Genomic DNA, 16373 nt, shown 5'->3' with positions numbered 1-16373 from the left:
GGTTAACCGGCGAGGCGGCCGTCCGGGGGCCAGGGGTTGGGGACCGGGGAGGCACCTCGGCCGGGGGCGGGTCAGTCGGCTGCGGGCGGGTGCCCAGCAGGGTGGGGCACCCGCCCGCCGCCGGGCGTCACACGGACGGCGCGGGGGTCGGGGTGTACTCGAACCAGTCGAAGGCGACCGCGCCCTCGGTGGCGTACATGCCGATCACTCGGCCGGTGAAGCCGCAGGCGACCTCGGTGGACAGGTAGCGTCCGTCCAGTTCGGCGAGCGGCCGGGCGTCCGGAGCGTCGGGATCGCCGAGCCAGAAGGCGATGGTGTCGGGGCCCGTGGTGCCGCCGTCGGTGAGTTCGGGTGACGCGGGCACGAGGCCCGACGTGCGGATCGTCACGGTGAGGGGCAGCGGCCCGGCCGGGGCCGGCCGGCGGGTCACGGTCTGGCGCAGTGGTCCGATGCGGGCGGCGACGCGGACCTCCCCGTTTCCGGCCTCGACCTCGTCATGGTGGGCCTCGTCCAGGCGTACGCACAGACCACCGCGTCCCGTACCCGGGTCGGTCATGGCGGTGACGCGGCAGTCGTGGTGCTGCTGGCGGCGGCCGACGAATCGGAGGTGCAGCGCTGCACCGCTTCGACACAGGCCCAGCGCAGCAGCGGTGAACCCTGCTGGGTGATTGATCCGCGGCGGACCTTGGTGTCGGACGCGCGGTGGCGGGGCGTCAGCCCGGCCCAGGAGCACAGCGGGGCGGGGCCGCCGAAGCGTGTGACATCGCCTATCTCGGCGACCATCACGGCGGCGAAGACCGGGCCGATGCCGGGAATCGTCTGCACCGCGCGGTAGCCGGCATCATCGGCGAGTGCCTGCGCGGTGAGCTTCTCGATGTCGGTGATCTCCTTCTTCTCGAGGAAGGCGATCAGCCGCAGCAGCGAGGCGACGCGTGTCCGGTAGGAGCCGTGCAGCGAAATCTGGGCCAGCCAGTCGCCGCCGGCCCTGCCGAACAGGTCGCTCACCGGCACGCGCAGACCGGCCTTGGCCAGCACCGCGTGGATCTGAACCTTGGCCGATGTGCGCATGGTGAGCAGCTTGTGGCGGTAGCGCACCAGTTCCCGGACCTCGCGGGTGCGGGGCGGAGCGATCCAGGCCTCGGGCAGCCGCCCCATCCGCAGCGGGTCGGCCAGGTCGGCGGCGTCCCTGTCGTCGGTCTTCACGCGCCGGTAGGTGAACATCTTCACCCCCAGCGGGTGTGCCAGATGCACCTCCGCCCCGGCCTCCCTCAAGGTGTCGACGGCCCAGTACCAGCCGTAGCCGGCCTCCAGCACGACCTTCGGGTGGGGACCGGCGCTCGCGATCTGCGCTTTCAGGGCGGCGGCACTGTTGTCGATGCGGGCCCGGCCCAGATGCCTGCCCTCCGGTGTCATCCGCAGCAAGACCGACCGGCGGGCGTGCAGGTCCATGCCGACGATCTGCGGCCCGCCGTAGGCTTGTTCCCGGTCCATCAGGGGCCTCCTGCCTGTGGACAGCTGTTTCATCTCCTGGACCGAGCATCGTCCGCACCCGGCCGGAGCGGGAGGTCCCGCCTCTTCATCGCATCAATCGATCGGCTCTTCCAAGATTCTCGTAGGCATTGATCGTCCGGGCCAGGCTTCAGTTGAGCAGGACGATCTGGCGCAGGAGACGGTGGCCGGCGCGGCCGTACATCAGACGCTTGAGGAACTTGATCTGTGTGTTGGCGCCTTCCGTCCGACCGTTGTGCCACGGCAGGGTGAGGGCGGCATCGACGGCGGCGCGGTCACGCTCCAGGCCGTTCGCGAAGGAGTGCAGAAAGGGCAGGTCAGCAGCACGAGTCCGGCTGATCCAGGCCGTCGGCTTCCCGGCGTTGTCCTCGTGCGGAACCAGCAGCTCGGCGAAGGTACGGATCCGGTCGGCCAGCACGGTCATCTCCGGGCAGGCACCGGTGAGCTGGTCATGCAGAGCACGCTGGTCATCGGAGAGGTGGCCGGGGCGGCAGGTGAGCAGGCCGGTGACCTTGCGGGACGACAGGGCGGCGTGGTCGGCCTCGACGCGTCCTTGATTGATGTAGCGGACCAGGAGGTTGGCGCTGCCGGTGTAGCCCTGTTCCCGGATCTCCGCCAGCAGGTGGGTGACGGGGACGGCCGGTTCCTCTGTGCGACGTCTGCGCAGATGATCGCGGTAGGGGTCTACCGGACAGGCCCGGTAGACGGGGGTCCGGACCATGCGGTCCGGCTCGCTGTGGCGGGCATAGCGCTTGACCGTAATCAGCGACACGCCAAGACGGCGAGCGCACGCGAGCAGGCCGACGCCCTGGTCGAGGAGGTCGTGCACCTGCCGCCACCGCTCACGGGTGGTGGCGGCGCTCTTGCCGTCGGGCAGCGGCGGACCGAACTTGCCCCAGCAGGAGGCGTGTGCGCCGACCTCCTTCAGCACCGTCCCCGCCAGGCCGTGCCAGAGGTGCCAGCGGTCGCCGACCTGCACGATCGTCGGATCGGCGTCGATGGTGGCCTGGGCGAAGGAGCCCGAGCCGTCCCGGCACACCACGCGGACGCCGGGATGCTCACGCAGCCAGGCGGTCACCGTCCCCGCCTTACGGTCGGGCAGCACATCGATACGCTCGCCGTTGTCCGCGTTCGTGATGACCGTGGCATAACGGTACCCCTTGAGCAGGGTGAACTCGTCGATCCCGGCCGCCACGGATGTGAGCCGGCCGGGCAGCGGCATGTGCATCAGACAGTTCAACACCGGCGCCGCGGACAGCGTCTGGTGCAGCACCATGAGCAGCCGGGCACCGGCCGAGCCCGCCAGCGTCACCGCGACCGCCTCAACGATCCGCCCCAGCGCCGGCGTCCTGCGCTGGTATCGCTCCGTCAGCCCGTCGACCTGCTCGACGAACGTTGCCCTCGGGCGGACCGGGTCCTCGCAGTACAGCCGCCGCACCGAAAGATCGATCACCACGGGCCGCCCGCCGACCGCCTCGTCCGCGACATGACGCACATACCGCGAGTGCACCCAGCCAGACTCCCGGCCACATTCCGGGCACGCACGGCGCGCACCATCCCTGGTGAACGCGGTTATCCTCACGGCCACCGGGCCGGCCTTCACCCGCTCAACTCATAATCCGGCCAGCCGGGGCAGCAGTTCGTCAAGGGCGACGTCACACACCGCCAGCCTGGCACCGGCAGCCCGACTCACGCGGCCAATCGTCAGAACGATCAACGCCTACGAAAATTGTGGAAGAGCCGATCGATTTACAGTCCCCTGGCTGGCGTGCGGTGGCCGCTGAGTGCCCGGTCCTCGCGCAGCGTCCGAGACGCAGATGCCCGGCCCGGCCGCGGAGGGCGCGGCCGGGCCGGGCATCTGCGTCCGAGACCCGGTGCCGTCAACGGGCAGCTGGAGCGTGGCGCGCGGCGGAGCCGCCGGGCCCGATCTCCTCGTCGGCCTGGGATCAGCCGGTCTTGGTGGCGAAGGGGCCGTTGTCTGCGAACGCGAGTTTCGCGAAGTTCTCGCCGATGCGGCGGTGACCTTCGGGACTGGGGTGGATCGCGTCCGGCAGCGGGAACTCGGCGTGGTCGCTCTCGCCGTAGAGGTCGCGTCCGTCGAGGTAGTGGAGGTTCGGGTCCTCGGCAGCCCGCTGCTTCACGATGTCGGCGAGTACGTCGCGAACGATGGTGAGCGTCAGCCGTCCAGCGGCAGTTTCGGCCGGATCGCCGGTGGCCTTGAACCGAAGGGACCCGCTGGCGAGGTCCGGCATGAGAGGGCCGGGGGTGTCTTCCTGGACCGGGCACAGGACCGGCGACACCACCAGCAGGGGTGTCGCCGGGTGGCCCTCGCGGATGGTGTCGAGGAAGCCGTGGATGGCGGGGGCGAACGCACGCAGGCGCATTGCGTCGCTGTTGACGACGTTGATGCCCAGCTTGACGCTGATCAGGTCCGCGGGGGTGTCCCGCATCGTACGTGCGGTGAACGGGTCCACCAGTGCACTGCCGCCGAACCCGAGGTTGATCAGCTCCACGTCGCCTGCGGCCGCGGCCAGGGCAGGCCAGATGGTGCTCGGGGAGACGGCGTTCGAGCCGTGGCTGATGGAACTGCCGTGGTGCAGCCACACCAGGCGTCCCCTGTCCGGGGCCGGTTCGACGGGGGCGTCGGTGCGCAGGGCGATCACCTCGGTGATCTCCGTGTGGGGAAGCCAGATCTCGATGCCCTTCTCACCCTCGGGGAGGTCGGTGAAGCGGGCGGTGCCCGCCGGTCCCTCGGTGAACTCCGCGGTCTGGGTGAGCATGTCGGTGATCGTGCGGAGGTTCCCGCCGACCACGGTGGCCTGGGCGGTGAGTCGGCCGTCGACCAGCAGGTCGTACACGCCGTCCGGCGGGGACGGGAAGCCCCGATAGACCCGCTTGGTGGGCAGCGCGTCCAGTTCGATGGTGGTGGCCCGGGTACGGAAGGCCAGCCGGACGCCGGAGGGCTGGGCCTCGGCCACAGCCAGCCGGTCGTCGGGAATCTGTCGGCGCGCCCAGGTCGGCAGCCGGTGAGGCAGCAGACCGTGCGCGGTCTGTTCCACTTCAAGGTGCCCGCGCAGAAAGTCGGCGGTGATGGGGGTAGCGATCCAGTTCTGGTCGGTGCTCATTGCCTCAGCCTGTGGTTCTAGGTGGAGGGGCGGGGGATCGGGTCAGTGCGCGGGAACCGTCGCGGAAGGTGCCACGCCGCGGGTCAGGGGGTGGCTCGGGTCCGCAGCGCGGCGTCGAGGGCGTCCAGGGTCCAGGCCCACGATTCCTGCGAGGCGACGTTCGTGTGGCTGAAGCCACCGGCTGTCTCCAGGCTGACGTAACCGTGGAAGACGCTGCCCAGCATGCGGACCGCGTGTGTCTGATCCGGCTCTGCCAGGTCGTAGCCGCGCAGAATCGCCCGTGTCATCTGCGCGTGCCGGACGCCGGCACTGGCTGCGGCCGTCTGCGGGTCGAGCCTGAACCGGGCTGCGTCGTACCGGCCGGGGTGCGCCCGGGCGTAGTCCCGGTAGGCATTCGCGAAGGCAGTCAGGGCGTCTTTGCCCGCACGTCCGGCCACGGCGTCGGCGACCCGGTCGGCGAGTTCCTCCAGCGCGAACAGCGCGATCCGGGTCTTGAGCTCCTGGGAGTTCTTCAGGTGCGAGTACAGGCTCGCGACCTTCACGTCGAAGCGCCGGGCGAGCGCCGAAAGGGTCACCTGCTCGAAACCGGCCTCGTCGGCAAGTTCCGCACCGGCGAGGGTCAGCCGCTCCGGGGTCAGTCCTGCCCTGCCCATACCATCACCTACTCTCGATGAGCCTATAGGTAGTATGCGTTCACCTAAACCATATAGGCAAATCGCTGCATCGCTTCACGAGGGACGCGCGCCACGACGGACGCGCGCCACGAGGCGAACCCCCCAGGGCCGGGCGCGGCGGCCCTCGACCGCCGCCGGCTCACTCGGCGGCTGGGCGGCCGGACAGGCGGGGCCCACAGCTCCGCATCCCGATTCGCAGAAACGCGGCAGCGGATTCTCCCCGAGCCGGCGACGCGCTTGCTCCGCCTGCTGATGACGTCCGATGCCGTCCAGCAACCGGGCCTGCGGACCCAGCACGGCAGGGAGTCGAGGAAAAGCTGAAGGCAGCGTGCCGACACAGCGGCGGCACAGTTCCACAGCCTCCCCCGTGGCGAGTAGTGCTCTGAGAAGCTCACTCCCCGTCGCCAAGATCATCGCCAGGACAGACAGCGAGGCGGCGACGTCGGGTTCGAAGGCGGCGGGGTTGTCGTGTGCAGTTGCCGGTTGGCCCGGGCGAGGTTGCTGGTGAGCCGCAGGGGCGAGGGGCGCGATGACGCGGGAGGGGTAGGGGAGCGCGGCTGCCGCGGTCTGGACGGCCTGGTGGCCGAGGGGGTGGTGTCCAGGACAGCCAGCAGCCCGGCACAAAGCGATGCCGGCCGCGAAATGCACGCTCCTGGAGAGGTCGCCGCCATCGGTGACATACGCGGCGCGTTTGTCGGCAGCGACCCAGGCCAGTGCCAGCGTCGTGGATACGACGCGCGGCCGGGACGTTCGACGAACTCAGGGCGGGCCAGCAGGTCCACGGCTCGGGATCCGGGCGCACTCGGGAACGGCGGGTCCAAGTTGACGTCCACCAATCGGGTAACGGGCGCGGGCCTCAGTAGCACGTCGTCGGCCCCGTCATGCCGCACCCAGGCGGTCTGACCGTCGGTGAAGAAGACCTCGCCGTTGAACGGGTCGGCCACCGCCGCCGCCCCCTCGCGCAGCGCCACGTTGACGGCCACCAGCATGGTGCCGACGGCGTAGTTCAGCGTGCCGCACAAGGGATCCACCAGCCATTGGCGCACAGCGTCGCCGGCGCCCTGCTGCCCGCCTTCCTCGCCGAGCACCGCATCATCGGGCCGCGCGGCACGGATGACGCCGAGGATCGTCTTTTCGGCCTCCACATCGGCGGCGGTGGCAAAGTCCCCGGCACCCGCGCCGGTCAGCATCGCCCGCGCGCTTCCGAGCCCCGCCCTCCACGGCACGGCCCCTGAACAACCACTTTCGACACACACCCCAGCAGCTCAGCGCTCCCCCGCCAGCCGAAGAGCCGTACCCAACCATGCAGGCAGCAGTGCCGCTTGCTGTGGCGCCGAGGTCAGACGAAGGTCAGACGCGGAGCAGGTCGGTCGAGACCGTCCAGAGGCGCTGGGCGGTGGCGGGATCGAGCGCCCATTCCTTGACACCGTGCGGGTGCTGCGCGAGGTCGGCGTTGTTCGGCACGGTGTAGGCCTCCTGTGAATCGTCGAGGTAGTGGCCTCCGGAGTGAGCGAATTCCGGGGCGACGGCCGCGACGATACTGGTGGCGGCTCCCTGCGCGACCGTTTTGTACGTGAAGACTCCGGCGGCCTCGGCCGCATCGAGCGACGCCTTCTGTCGCGCTGTGAAGTTCCTCTGCAGTCCCGTCGCGACACCGCCGGGGTTCACCGCATTGGCAACGATGCCGTCGGACGTCCAGCGGCGGGTCGCCTCGACGGCGAAGAGGGAGTTCGCCGTCTTCGATTGGGCGTAGGCAATCTGAGGGTCGTAGCTGCGACGCTCGAAGTGGAGGTCGTCGAAGTCGACGCCGGAACGCATATGCGCTGTCGAACTGACCGAGACGATCCGTGCTCCGTCGCGGTCGGCCGCTCCCCGGGCCAGGGCCTCGTGAAGGCCGGTGGCCAGGGCGAAGTGGCCGAGGTGGTTCGTCACGAATTGCAGCTCCCAGCCCTCACGCGTTCGTTCGAGGCCGCCTGTGACCACGCCCGCGTTGTTGATCAGCAGGTGAAGCGGGCCGTCCCACGCGTCGACGAAGTGCGTGACGGTGGCCCTGTTGGCGAGGTCGAGCCGGACGACTCGGGGTCGGATCCCTTCGGTCGACTTCGCGATCGTCTCGGCGACGGCGTCACCCGCAGTCGTGTTCCGGACGGCGAGCGTCACTTCCGCTCCGGCGGAGGCCAGCACGCGAGCCGTCTCGATCCCGATGCCGGAGGATCCTCCCGTCACGATGGCGCGGACGCCTGTGAGGTCGACGCCCCGCAGTACTTCTTCCGCGGTGCTGGAGGAGGTGAAGGGCGTGGTGATGAGTTTGCGGGGCACCATGGCGCCGACTATACGGTTTAGACTTGATTTGTATAGTGCGTCTGCCGCTCGTATGCTCGCTTCATGAGCAGCCCCGATGCCGGCCACCCGCCGTCGACCATCGCCGACACCGGCCGCCGGACCCTGGTTCTGGACTCCGCCATGGCCACGTTCGCGCGATTCGGTTACAGGAAGACCTCGATGGAGGAGGTGGCGCGGGCGGCGCACATCTCTCGGCCAGGGCTCTACCACCTCTTTCCCTCGAAGGAGACTCTGTTTCGTGCCGCAGTCACCCAGGCCCTGGATCGCGACATCACCGCGGTCGAACACGTCCTGGCCGACACGGGCCGACCTCTCCCGGAGCGCCTCGTCGCAGCGTTCGATCAGTGGGCGGGCCGCTACATCGGTCCGCTGACAGGTGATGTCAAGGTGGTCATCGAGGACAATCCCAACCTCCTCGGAGAGATCGCCGAGACCACGCGGCGACGTTTCGAGGAACTGATCAGGGACGCGATTGCCGTCGAGTCAGGACGAGAGGCGGCCTCCCCTGTCGCACAGACGATGATCAGCGCATCGATCGGCCTCAAGCACCAGGTCACCTCACGCGAGGTCTACCTCGAACGACTGAAGGTGGCCGTCGATCTCCTGGTGCGCTGAAACCGAAGACGCCGGCCGAAGCCGCACAAGAGATCCCGGCCGCCCCATAGGGCTGCATGAGGCCGCATCCAGGCCGCATAACTGATCGTTTCAGAATGCCGGCGTCTCCCGCGGAGACGCCGGCGGCCCCATGGAACAATCCCTTCAGTCACGGGCTCACGCGGGTGACGCCGTATGGAACGGGTCGAGACTGCGCGAGACCTCGTGCTCGGTTACGTCCGCGCGCTCAGCGCGATGGACGAGGCCATGAGGGCGGCGATCCCCTCACTTGAGCGACTGGCGGACGTCGTCGGCCTGGCCCGTTCGGGCTGGATCAGCCGGGGTGATCACATCGGCACCTATTCCTCCAAGGTTCATGGAGCAGGGTGCCGCTTTGTGAGTGACAACGGTACTGAGGTCGATGTGGACTTCGCAGCCGACGGGAGCGGGGTCTTCGACTGCTGGCGGCTGCGTGGGTATGGGCTGAGCCTGCCGGAGCCTCTTGACGTCACGGATCAGGACGTACGGTCCGCAGTGACGTACGGTCCGCAGTGCGGTCGCTGCAACCGCTCCTGCACGAGGTCCGGCCGGGGTGGTTCAGCGTAGCCAACTGATCGCTTCAGGGTGTGGTTCGTAGGCGGCGGAGGCATATGAGGCTGCAGGCCAGTTCGAGCAGGCCCTTTGGAGATCAGGGCGCCGCTCGTAGCGGATGCGGAGCCGTCTGAACTGGTGCAGCCAGGCGAAGGCGCGCTCGACGACCCAACGCACTTTGCCCAGTCCCGAGCCGTGGACGACACCGCGTCGGGCGATCACTGGCTTGACGCCGCGCTTCCATAGCAGGCGGCGGTACATGTCGAAGTCGTAGCCCCGGTCGGCGTACAGGCGCCGCGGCTTGCGGCGGGGGCGTCCCCGCAGGCCCCGGATCGGTGGGACCGCGTCCAGCAGCGGCAGGAGCTGGGTGACGTCGTGCCGGTTGCCGCCGGTGAGCGTGACGGCGAGCGTGACGGCGAGCGGGGTTCCGTGGCGGTCGACGATCAAATGGTATTTCGAGCCGGGGCGGGCGCGGTCGACGGGCGAGGGTCCCGTGTGATCCCCCCTTTGAGGGCCCGGACGCGGGACCCGTCCACGGCGCAGTCGTCCAGGTCCAGCAGGTCGGCGCGGCGCAGCTCGGTCAGCAGGGCGGCGTGCATGGGCCGTGAGGCTCGATGAGACCAGGTCGGTACTGCAGCCGTTTCAGTCGTAATGATGCACTTGTACCAGGTGAATCATTCCCTCACCGGAATGCTCAGGCCACCGACATCCGCTACGACGTGCACGTTCGCGATGACGCCCTCGCAGGGACCTTTGCCCCGGACGCAACGGCTGAAGACCGCCCAGGGCTCCACAAACCTCGTCGCCCTGCTGCACGACGGGCGGCCGTTACTCGTTCACACGGCCCAGGCAGCCCACCACGCCGAACTCGTCAGGCCCTGGTCCGACCGGCTGTCGATCGTCGAGGTGGTACCGGACTCCTCCTCCGCGATGCGATGCCGGCTCCGGCGCTCCTCATCCGCCCGGACGGGACGGCTGCATCTTTTGGAGTGCGCTGGGACGGCAGGCCCGGACTCCGGGACTGGCCGAGGTGGCCGCGGAGTGGTTCGGCACGCCGGGTCAGCCGAGTGCTGGTGTGCGCGGTATCCGGAGACGCTCCTTCTCCATGGTTCCGAATGCCGTCAGTGGCCTCCGCGCTCCAGTGGCCGTTCGGGTCCTCAGCCGCATGGTCGGCCGTGTCGGTTCGCCATCCGCCAGGAGGCCGGGCCGGCTGTTGCTGCCGCCGGGCGGCGCACGGTCGGCGGTGGTCCTTCGCCCGGCTCCGGTCGGTCGGCGGTGGCCCTGGAGCTGGGATGCCGGGCCTGGGCGAGTGTGGTCAGGCTGGTTCCGTGGGTGCGGGCCCCAGTGCCTGGATCGCGGCGTCGATCGCGGTGGTCAGACGCGCTAGGTCGTGACCGGCGCGCTCCCGTACCCGCAGCCCGAGCACCATGGTGAACAGCAGCTCCACGGCGGCGTCGATGTCGAGGTCAGTGGGGAGTTCCCCATGATCACGCCCCTCGGTCAGCAACGATCGCAGTGCCTGCCGGGTGACCTCGAATGCGGCCTCGGTCCGTTGATGGACCTGGTCGTCGGTGGTGCCGAGTTCGGTGGCTGTGTTGACCACGAAGCAGCCTCGGCCGGACTCGCCGTCGGCCGGGCAGGTGACCAGCCACAGCATCCATTCGCGGATTACTTCTCGAACCGGGCGGTCACCCGCGTGCAACCGCTGCCGGGCCTCGGCCGACTCGGTGGCCCGGTAGTGGTCGAGCGCGCGCAGGAACAGCGTGTGCTTGTCCGTGAACGTGCGGTACAGGCTGCTGGGCGTGAGTCTCAGCTCGTCACCCAGATCGCGCACCGAGGTGGCGTGGTAACCGCGTCGCCAGAACAGCTCGGTCGCTGAGGCGACCGCGTTCTGCTCGTCGAACTGTCGGGGGCGTGCCATACATGCACTCTAGCGAACTTGTGGAGCGATCGCTCTCATACTAGAGTCGGTTTTGGGAGCGATCGCTCCCGAATGGTGGAGGAGGCACGGTGACGACCGCAGAACAGACCCCCGCCCAGGCGAAGGTCCTACAGGCCCCGCAGACGAATCACTGGCCGGCGGTCAGTGCGGTGGCCCTGGGAACATTCCTGCTGGTGACCGCCGAGCAACTGCCGATCGGTCTGCTGACCGCAGTGGGGTCCGCGCTGTCGGTCTCCGAGGGGGCGGCCGGACTGATGGTGACGGTGCCCAGCCTGGTCGCCGCGGTCTCGGCACCGCTGGTCCCGATGCTCGTCGGGGGACTGGACCGGCGCATACTGCTGCTCGGACTGATGGCTTTGATGACCGCTGCCAACGTGGCCACAGCCCTGGCACCGAACTTCGCTGTCCTCGTGTCCTCCCGGGTGCTGGTCGGGGTGGCCATCGGAGGCTTCTGGGCGATCGCCAGCGGCCTGGCCGTCCGGCTGGTGGCAACCGAGAACGTGCCACGTGCCACCGCGATCATCTTCGGTGGTGTCGGAGCGGCGAATGTGTTCGGCGTCCCGCTCGGCACCCTGGTCGGCGAACTCACCGGCTGGCGCATCGCCTTCGCGTCGATGAGCGGCCTGGCGCTCGTCGCGCTGATCGCCCTGCTGGCCGTGCTGCCCTCGCTGGCCGCCTCGCAGGCCATCCGGCCGCGTCTCCTGGCCGAGCAGTTGCGTAACCCGGGGGTGCGCATCGGCATCATCGCGACGGTCCTCATCGTGTTCGGGCACTTCTCGGCCTACACGTTCGTGAGCCCGGCCCTGCAGAAGCTGTCGGGCATCGACGAGCGCTACGTCGGCCCACTGCTCTTCGGGTTCGGTGTGGCCGGCATGATCGGTAACTTCGTCGCCGGCTCGGCGCTCTCGCACCGGACGCACCGGAGCGTGCTGATCATCGCCGTGTCCCTGACGGTCGCCATGCCGCTCTTCCTGCTGCTGGGCCGGACGACGATCGGCGGCGCCATCCTGCTGATCGTCTGGGGTCTGGCCTACGGCGGTGTGTCCGTAGGCCTGCAGACATGGATGATCAAGGCCGCCCCGCAGGCGGTGGAAGCGGCCTCCTCCCTCTGGGTGGCGGTGTTCAACCTGTCGATCGGCCTCGGTGCGCTGGCCGGCGGCGTCATCGTCGACACGCTCACCCTCCAGGGCGTTCTGTGGCTCGGCGGCGCCTGCGCCCTGGCAGCCGCACTGGCGATCTGGAGCGCCCGCACCGACGAGTACCTGCGATGACCGGAATCCTCGCCGAGCGCCCCAACGGTTCATCTTTGACGTGACCCGACCGCAGGACCGGATCCTGGCCGGTTGCCCGAGTGACTGGAGGAGTGCCGTCGGCTCCTGGCCGAACCCTGGCCCGGAGCCACACCGCAGCACACGCAGCGGCGCCACGGCCACCTTTGACAGCCTTGCCGTACACCTCCGACGCGCGGCCGAGGACCGTGCCCATACTCGGATACCGAGGAACCGGTCCCGGACGTGTCGGCCGAAGGCCCACGCGAGCAGGCTGCTCGCGTGGGCCTTGAGGTAGGTGGTCCACTCGCGGTGTGCCGACTGACGACGCGGAGCCGCGACCTCGCGGCCGCCGTAGGATGAGCGGTTCCGCTCTCCGCCGCGGTGCATCCGCACAGCAGCGCCGGCCGGGCAACGATCCGAGTGGCGAACAGGTACATCCCCGTATGAGCACGACGATTGATCCTGCCGGCCAGCTGATCGGACACACCGCTTCAGTCAGCAACGGTGAGGCTGCCTCCGAGCACCACGGGGCACGGCCGGGTGTGAGCGTGGCACGGAGGCTCCTGTACCGGGCTGCACGCAGGGGACCCGCGCTGGACGGGGTACTGGTCAAGGCACTCAGGAGAGGAGAAGCATCCGTGGATTGGCTGTTCATTGTGAAACCCGCAGGTACCGTCCCGGACGGCGGGTCCTCCGCCAAGGACCGCATGCTGGAACTCGTCGAGACCGCGCCCCGCCGGGAGTGGTGTCTGTCCAGGTGACGGCGCATGGCGTCCGGTGACCGCCTGTGGATCTACTTCGCCGCGCCGGTACGGGAGATTGCCGCGGTGGCCGTGCTGTCGCTGTCACGGATGGCACCTCCACGACCGTCGGCGGCGGTGGGCCGTTCATAGCGCGAGTAGGCGTGGCATTCGGTGCGAAACCCGCGGAGTTCGCGCGTCGAACAGGTCTGGATACGCTTCCTTTGAGGCTGGTGTGGAGGCTGGCGTTGAGGAATTCGAAATGGATGGTGAGGAGTGGGCTTCCGTTCCGATCGTCGTCACGGCGGTTCGATAAGAGTGCATCCGAGGCAACTGGACCCGGCAGGACTGAAAAGGATCTCCGAGCGCACTGTCAGCCTGCGCGACATCAGGTGGCTTGCTGAGGTCGATGTCGATCGTGCGGCGTTGGAGGAGCGCTGGGGCGGCCCGGAGACCGTCTACGACGACCTCGCAGAGTGGGTTTGCTTCGCCTTCTCTCCGGTGAAGGGGGAGGCGTTCTTCCTGCAGCGGGAGACGGAGCATCCTCCTATGCCTCAATTCGGCCTCAGCGTGACCAGGGGGCTCTTTTCCGCAGGCGCCGCCGCTCAGATCGTTGAGGCCCTGGGAATCGTCGGGGCGCGGTTGACTCAGGTGAACGCTGAGGTCGCCCGGTAGCGTCTGGTGCGCCGGGTGCGCCCCCCGGGGAGCGTCCGCATTGGGCGCGCCCCTGTTTCCTGCCTCGGTGGTTGGCGACCGCGTGCGGCTCCAATCACGCGAGGTCGCGTCCAGGCCTCCGCTGCAACCACCGCCACCATGACGGCGCGCTGGGGTGCCCATGCTCGATGTCGGTGCAATGACGCAAGGATCTCTGGCGCCCCGGCGAGTGGGGGCCGCGTCTCATGAAGTGAGGCTGGGGCCGCCCGGTGACTCCTGCAGCGTGAGCCGTCCCTGCGCGACCGCGACCGTATCGTCAGTGCCGGACTCCGACTTCGGACACACAGTTCCCCCACGGTGCTCGGTTCTCGGGCAGGTGGAATCGGCACCCGCTTCCGGCTCCTGGCCGGGGCGGGTGTTAGTCGTTTCGGTGTCCGCCTGCGGCTTCTCCCTTCATCGGTGAGAGTCGGTGGGACTCTGGTCAGCCGATACTGATCCTCTCTGCTTGGGGGGTGCTGGCGGTCAGGGTTCTGGTTGCCGGGTCGTAGGGCCGGGTCGTAGGTCAGGGAGATCGCCTCGATGCGGAGGTGGGCGATGGCCTCGGTTGGTGTGGGCGGTCCCGTACTCGTGCTGAGGGCGGCTGGCGCGTCGGGTCCTGGCCCTGTGAGGCGGTGGGTGAGACGGAGAAGCAGAGCCGGCAGGTGCGGCAGGACGTGGTCCTCGCGCAGGTGGGTGTTGGGGGTGCGGCCGGGCTTGGACCGGGTGGCGCTGGTGTGGCCGTGGCGGCAGCGGTAACCGGGTCGGTGGTAAACCCAGTGGGTTTTCAGGCGGCGGCCGCAGGGGCCGCAGTGCAGCAGGCCGGCCAGCAGGTGGGTGCGGTGCGGGGCTGTTGTCCGGGTGGTGCGGCTGTGCTGGACGGCGATGTAGTCGGCCTCGCTGACCAGGGCCGGGTGGGCGGGCCGGGCGGAGATGACCCAGTCGGCAGGCGTGTTCCAACGCCTGACGTCGTTGTGGCCGAGGCTGGTGTTGGTCGGGTCGAGCAGGTCGTGGTCGGTGCGCTGGAGGTTCCAGACCTGGTGGCCGGTGTAGCGGGATTGGCCAGGATGGCCCGCACGGTGGTCAGCACCCAGCGCGTCCCTTGCCGGTGCGGGTTGCGGTCTGGGCCGGCGGCGGCTGGGCAGGGAATGGCCGCGTCGTTGAGGGCCCGGGTGATGCGGGCGACGCTGTGCCGGGCCAGCCGCTGGGTGTAGATCCAGGAGACGATGGGGCCGCACTACGGGCCGATGTCCAGGCGCTGCAGGCGGACGCCGCGGCGGGCGAGGGCCCGGTTGGGGTGTGGTCCGGCGTCGGCGAGGCGGTAGCCGTAGGGTGGTCGGCCGCCGAGGTAGCGGCCCTGGTCGCGGGTCCGCACGGTCATCGAGGTGCGGGCCCGGATCCGGGCGCGGGCGATTTCCCGCTTGGACAGGATGCCCAGCAGGATCATCAGCTCCTCCTGCCCGGCGAGCTGCGGGTCGACGGCGCCGCCCAGCTCCGGCACCCGGACGGCGATGCCGTAGTGCTCGAAGAGCGGCGCCATGGCGGCGAACTGATTGCTGTAGAAGGCGCGCTCGCTGGAGCCGATGACGACCGCGTCGAAGGCCCGGTCCGGGTCGGCCATTGCGGCCAGCAGGGCGGCGGCCTCGGGAGGGCGGGCCCAGGGCAGGGTGCGGCTGCGGCCGACGTCGAAGAACTCGGCTACGTTCCGCCCGTGGCCGGACACCAAGGCCTGGGCGCGTAGCAGTTGCCAGGCCCGCGAGGTGGCCGGGTCCTGATGGTCCTCGGTCGACATCCGGCCGTAGAAGGCGAATCTCAGCTTGCCGGAGGCCGGGACACCAGCGCGATAGGAACCGGGGCTCCAGTCACGCGCCCATTCCGTCAGAGGGATCTGGCCCGCTGGCAGATCGGTGATCTGTCCGGGTGGCGCATACGAGGCTGTCATGATCGGCGCCTCCCCTCGACCGCCGTCCTGCACTCCCCGTGATGCCCGGACGAGCGTCCCGCCGCACGGACATGGGGAGTGGTTGACTCGAACAAGTGAAGATCGGTGTGTGACCACTCCGTGTACATCGACCAGCAGGTACCGACACGCACCGTGGTACTCGGTCGCCCGCTCCCTCCGGCAGCAGGGAAAGGAATGGAGTCGAGCGGTCGGGAGGGGAGGCACGCTCAGGTATCCGAGCCGACCGGCGCGGGCCGGTACGCAGCTACGTACCAGGTACGGATGGGGCGGGCAGCAAAGGGCTGGGGGTGATCGGCGTGCAAGCATGGCAGCAAGAAGAGGAGTTGGAGCGGATGACCGGCCTATCCCCCTACTGGGCGATCACAGCACTGGTCGCTGGGGAAGCTGTCCCCGGCGCGACGTTCACCGTTTTCGTTGGTGATGGGGAAGACGCAGAGAGTAACGGGTATTACTTCGACTTTCAGCGTCCTCTGCGCGAGGAGCTGGATGAACAGGATGTACGGAATGAGACCGACAGCTACTGCGTCGTGAACGAGAGCGGGGCCGTGCACTATGGCGGTCTCGAAGAGGTCGCGGTGCTGCCCGGTCTCCTGTACTTGCGCTTTGACGATGAAGCCGTTGGAGTGTTGAACCTGCCGTCTGACATCGTGCCCTTGGCTATCGACCCCGGGATTGATGTCGATGAGATGCGAGCAGATCTGAGAAAGGTTCTGTCATACGGGAACCCCGCCAAGGTTCCGATCATGAACCTGTAGCGAGTGAGCTGCACTGCTGTTGAGGGGAGGGTTCCGACCGGGGCCTGCCTTCGCGGTTCAGGCCGCCTTAGTGGGCCCGCACCTCCGCGGTCACCGGCTGGACCGCGATGTGCGGGTGCTTGGCGGACCTGGAGGTTGGCCCAGCGGAAGCCGTAGATCCGCACCACCTCGGCGAG

15 protein-coding genes and 3 pseudogenes are annotated in these 16373 nt (G+C 69.0%); 6 read left to right on the top strand and 12 right to left on the bottom strand.

Annotated elements, in window-relative coordinates:
- Positions 1-127: 127 nt before the first annotated feature.
- The 7 genes and pseudogenes from IE242_RS11635 to IE242_RS11605 form a co-directional block, all read right to left on the bottom strand.
- Positions 128-604: pseudogene (locus IE242_RS11635) on the bottom strand (beta-xylosidase family glycoside hydrolase); the annotation flags it as partial.
- Positions 553-1449 carry an IS110 family RNA-guided transposase gene (locus tag IE242_RS11630; protein ID WP_268249457.1) on the bottom strand — a complete coding sequence of 299 codons (897 nt, stop codon included), beginning with the start codon at positions 1447-1449 and terminating at the stop codon, positions 553-555. The gene IE242_RS11630 and the pseudogene IE242_RS11635, both read right to left, overlap by 52 nt.
- Positions 1450-1639: 190 nt before the next feature.
- Positions 1640-3112 carry an ISL3 family transposase gene (locus tag IE242_RS11625; protein ID WP_189858083.1) on the bottom strand — a complete coding sequence of 491 codons (1473 nt, stop codon included), beginning with the start codon at positions 3110-3112 and terminating at the stop codon, positions 1640-1642.
- 343 nt (positions 3113-3455) lie between these two features.
- Positions 3456-4634 carry a GDSL-type esterase/lipase family protein gene (locus IE242_RS11620; RefSeq protein ID WP_189858081.1) on the bottom strand — a complete coding sequence of 393 codons (1179 nt, stop codon included), beginning with the start codon at positions 4632-4634 and terminating at the stop codon, positions 3456-3458.
- 83 nt (positions 4635-4717) lie between these two features.
- On the bottom strand, positions 4718-5287 hold the full coding sequence (locus tag IE242_RS11615) for a TetR/AcrR family transcriptional regulator (RefSeq protein ID WP_189858079.1): 570 nt from the start codon (positions 5285-5287) through the stop codon (positions 4718-4720).
- 624 nt (positions 5288-5911) lie between these two features.
- Positions 5912-6498: pseudogene (locus IE242_RS11610) on the bottom strand (inositol monophosphatase family protein); the annotation flags it as partial.
- 160 nt (positions 6499-6658) lie between these two features.
- On the bottom strand, positions 6659-7630 hold the full coding sequence (locus IE242_RS11605) for an SDR family NAD(P)-dependent oxidoreductase (RefSeq protein WP_189858481.1): 972 nt from the start codon (positions 7628-7630) through the stop codon (positions 6659-6661).
- Between the two features lie 63 nt (positions 7631-7693).
- Between IE242_RS11605 and IE242_RS11600 the strand changes: the two genes are divergently transcribed.
- A complete protein-coding gene (locus IE242_RS11600) occupies positions 7694-8266 on the top strand; it encodes a TetR/AcrR family transcriptional regulator (RefSeq protein ID WP_189858077.1) in 573 nt (190 codons plus the stop codon).
- Between the two features lie 174 nt (positions 8267-8440).
- A complete protein-coding gene (locus IE242_RS39185; protein ID WP_373299504.1) occupies positions 8441-8851 on the top strand; it encodes a DUF6896 domain-containing protein in 411 nt (136 codons plus the stop codon).
- A 13-nt stretch (positions 8852-8864) separates the two neighbouring features.
- Here IE242_RS39185 and IE242_RS11595 read toward each other — a convergent pair.
- A pseudogene (locus tag IE242_RS11595) lies at positions 8865-9435 on the bottom strand (IS5 family transposase); the annotation flags it as partial.
- A gap of 52 nt (positions 9436-9487) precedes the next feature.
- Between IE242_RS11595 and IE242_RS39180 the strand changes: the two are divergent.
- Positions 9488-10270: an aromatic-ring hydroxylase C-terminal domain-containing protein gene (locus IE242_RS39180; protein WP_373299503.1), complete on the top strand. Its 783-nt coding sequence runs from the start codon at positions 9488-9490 to the stop codon at positions 10268-10270.
- On the opposite strand, the gene IE242_RS11590 is transcribed toward IE242_RS39180, so the two are convergent.
- Positions 10152-10757 carry a TetR/AcrR family transcriptional regulator gene (locus IE242_RS11590; protein WP_189858075.1) on the bottom strand — a complete coding sequence of 202 codons (606 nt, stop codon included), beginning with the start codon at positions 10755-10757 and terminating at the stop codon, positions 10152-10154. The genes IE242_RS39180 and IE242_RS11590 overlap by 119 nt on opposite strands.
- An 89-nt stretch (positions 10758-10846) precedes the next feature.
- On the opposite strand from IE242_RS11590, the gene IE242_RS11585 reads away from it, so the two are divergent.
- Together IE242_RS11585 and IE242_RS11580 are read left to right on the top strand one after the other, a co-directional pair.
- Positions 10847-12049 carry an MFS transporter gene (locus tag IE242_RS11585; protein WP_189858073.1) on the top strand — a complete coding sequence of 401 codons (1203 nt, stop codon included), beginning with the start codon at positions 10847-10849 and terminating at the stop codon, positions 12047-12049.
- A gap of 1016 nt (positions 12050-13065) precedes the next feature.
- A complete protein-coding gene (locus IE242_RS11580; protein WP_229858803.1) occupies positions 13066-13464 on the top strand; it encodes a hypothetical protein in 399 nt (132 codons plus the stop codon).
- Here IE242_RS11580 and IE242_RS37690 read toward each other — a convergent pair.
- From IE242_RS37690 to IE242_RS37680, 3 genes are read right to left on the bottom strand one after another with little or no spacing between them, the layout of a single operon-like run.
- Complete coding sequence (locus IE242_RS37690) at positions 13437-14270, bottom strand: hypothetical protein (RefSeq protein ID WP_229858886.1); 834 nt, start codon at positions 14268-14270, stop codon at positions 13437-13439. The two genes, IE242_RS11580 and IE242_RS37690, sit on opposite strands and share 28 nt — an antisense overlap.
- Entirely contained in the window at positions 14267-14707 is a 441-nt protein-coding gene (locus IE242_RS37685) for a hypothetical protein (RefSeq protein WP_268249455.1), read from the bottom strand. Before IE242_RS37685 ends, IE242_RS37690 begins: the two co-directional genes overlap by 4 nt.
- 9 nt (positions 14708-14716) lie before the next feature.
- Complete coding sequence (locus IE242_RS37680; RefSeq protein WP_229858802.1) at positions 14717-15421, bottom strand: serine integrase family protein; 705 nt, start codon at positions 15419-15421, stop codon at positions 14717-14719.
- Between the two features lie 353 nt (positions 15422-15774).
- Between IE242_RS37680 and IE242_RS11570 the strand changes: the two genes are divergently transcribed.
- Positions 15775-16197 carry an Imm10 family immunity protein gene (locus tag IE242_RS11570; protein WP_189858071.1) on the top strand — a complete coding sequence of 141 codons (423 nt, stop codon included), beginning with the start codon at positions 15775-15777 and terminating at the stop codon, positions 16195-16197.
- The last annotated feature ends 176 nt before the right edge of the window (positions 16198-16373 follow it).

Source organism: Streptomyces poonensis (assembly GCF_014650915.1).
Lineage (GTDB): Bacteria > Actinomycetota > Actinomycetes > Streptomycetales > Streptomycetaceae > Streptomyces > Streptomyces poonensis.
Note: the sequence above shows the minus strand (reverse complement) of the source record. Positions and strands in the feature narration are given on the sequence as shown.

What these genes read in the sequence shown, in the direction of transcription:
- IE242_RS11630 (WP_268249457.1), bottom strand. Translation starts at nt 1,449, where the DNA reads ATGGACCTGCACGCCCGCCGGTCGGTCTTGCTGCGGATGACACCGGAG.
- IE242_RS11600 (WP_189858077.1), top strand. Translation starts at nt 7,694, where the DNA reads ATGAGCAGCCCCGATGCCGGCCACCCGCCGTCGACCATCGCCGACACC.
- IE242_RS39180 (WP_373299503.1), top strand. Translation starts at nt 9,488, where the DNA reads ATGATGCACTTGTACCAGGTGAATCATTCCCTCACCGGAATGCTCAGG.
- IE242_RS11590 (WP_189858075.1), bottom strand. Translation starts at nt 10,757, where the DNA reads ATGGCACGCCCCCGACAGTTCGACGAGCAGAACGCGGTCGCCTCAGCG.
- IE242_RS39185 (WP_373299504.1), top strand. Translation starts at nt 8,441, where the DNA reads ATGGAACGGGTCGAGACTGCGCGAGACCTCGTGCTCGGTTACGTCCGC.
- IE242_RS37680 (WP_229858802.1), bottom strand. Translation starts at nt 15,421, where the DNA reads ATGACAGCCTCGTATGCGCCACCCGGACAGATCACCGATCTGCCAGCG.
- IE242_RS11605 (WP_189858481.1), bottom strand. Translation starts at nt 7,630, where the DNA reads ATGGTGCCCCGCAAACTCATCACCACGCCCTTCACCTCCTCCAGCACC.
- IE242_RS11620 (WP_189858081.1), bottom strand. Translation starts at nt 4,634, where the DNA reads ATGAGCACCGACCAGAACTGGATCGCTACCCCCATCACCGCCGACTTT.
- IE242_RS11570 (WP_189858071.1), top strand. Translation starts at nt 15,775, where the DNA reads ATGACCGGCCTATCCCCCTACTGGGCGATCACAGCACTGGTCGCTGGG.
- IE242_RS11615 (WP_189858079.1), bottom strand. Translation starts at nt 5,287, where the DNA reads ATGGGCAGGGCAGGACTGACCCCGGAGCGGCTGACCCTCGCCGGTGCG.